We start from the raw sequence: 1439 nt of genomic DNA on the forward strand, positions 1-1439 counted from the left end.
TTCTAATACAGATCCATTTTGCACCACTTGTGACATAGCTAGAAAGCCTAACTCGGCATTACCCGTGACTAAATACTGGTATGTAGCGTTCAGCCCCTTTCCCATCACCAGTTTACTCTCCAACTGTGGGTATACGCCTAAACTCTCCATTACTTGTACCGACGCCATGCCGTAAGGGGCTACTTTAGGATTCGCAACAGCAATATGTTCGAACTCTCCTGACACTAGTGCTTGCTGACCATCACTAAACAGCGCCTTGTCAGGCGACCAAAGTACGATTCGCCCTTTAGCATAAGTGATCTGCTCTGTGGCTATCTGTTTTTGCACCAGCAGCGCAGGACGTTTCTGGTCTGCAGACAAAAACACATCGTATGGCGCACCATGAGTAATTTGCGAGTAGATCTGCCCCGTTGAACCAGTACTAAGCAGTATCTGGTGACCAGTCTGCTGCTTAAAATGCGCTGCTATGATTTGGGCAGGTCGATGGAAATTATTCGCTACTGCAACTAACGCGTCGTCAGCCAAGCAAAACGATGACAATAGACTACCAACCATCAAAATGAGTGTTTTAATATCCCTTTGAGCCATACAACCTCCCAAACTAATTACCCAACTGCGCCATCCATTGCCGCTGCATAAATGACTTTGCTCTCGCTAAATGCTTTTGTTGCAAGAAAGGCCAAACTTCTTCAAATGGTGCGGTATAGGGCGGCTTTTCATCATGACAAACCACAAGGTGGAACCCGACTTCCGTCTCAATGGGTTCGCTTACTTGATTAGGCTTGAGGCTATAAAGGCTATTCACAATTTCTGGATAGAGCTTGCCCTCCTCACACCATCCCAGCAGGCCATCTTCTAGCGCACTTGGGCACTCGGAATGTTGCAAAGCTAGCTCAGAGAAATCGCTCGCTGGCACCTTCTCACGTACCTCATTAATCCGCTTCCAAGCATTTTCACGGCGGTTCTCTTCATAGTCGGGGTTAATCGTGATCAATATCTGGCGCAACTTCCATGTACGGCCTCGGGAGAAATCTATTTGATGCTTTTGGTAGTACTCTAATGCTTGCTCTCGTTGCAATTCGGGCGCATCCTCAGAGACCACTTCAAGCACTTTTTCACAGCGCAGTTCCCTACTTAACGCCCCCTTAAGCCCTTCCACAGTCATCTGCTGAGCACTCATCAACCGATGAAATTGAGTGAGGGATTCACATTGCTCGACACACGATTGGTAAGCTTGGTCGACCTCACTTTGAGCAACCTTGACCAACTGTGCTTCACTGCTACTTAGAATACTGTTTTGCAGTTGATAGAGTTTATCGACTCTCTGCTGCAATTCTTGTTGTTGCTGCTCATTCAGAAACTCAGGGTTAGACTGGAAAATTTCTATTGCGAGTTTCATTGAAATATATTGACGGATCTGCTCATCCATAAGCACTCCT

At 46.6% G+C, this 1439-nt stretch carries 2 protein-coding genes; both read right to left on the reverse strand.

Going from position 1 to position 1439, the window contains the following annotated elements; genetic code table 11:
- A partial coding sequence (gene modA / locus QTO00_RS19655) for a molybdate ABC transporter substrate-binding protein (RefSeq protein WP_331426249.1) occupies positions 1-588 on the reverse strand: 588 nt, incomplete at its 3' end.
- 13 nt (positions 589-601) lie between these two features.
- Positions 602-1439 (reverse strand): peptidylprolyl isomerase (locus QTO00_RS19660; RefSeq protein WP_331426250.1); only part of this gene is annotated, 838 nt, incomplete at its 5' end.

The organism is Vibrio sp. M260118 (assembly GCF_036533755.1).
In the GTDB taxonomy this organism is placed as follows: Bacteria; Pseudomonadota; Gammaproteobacteria; order Enterobacterales; family Vibrionaceae; genus Vibrio.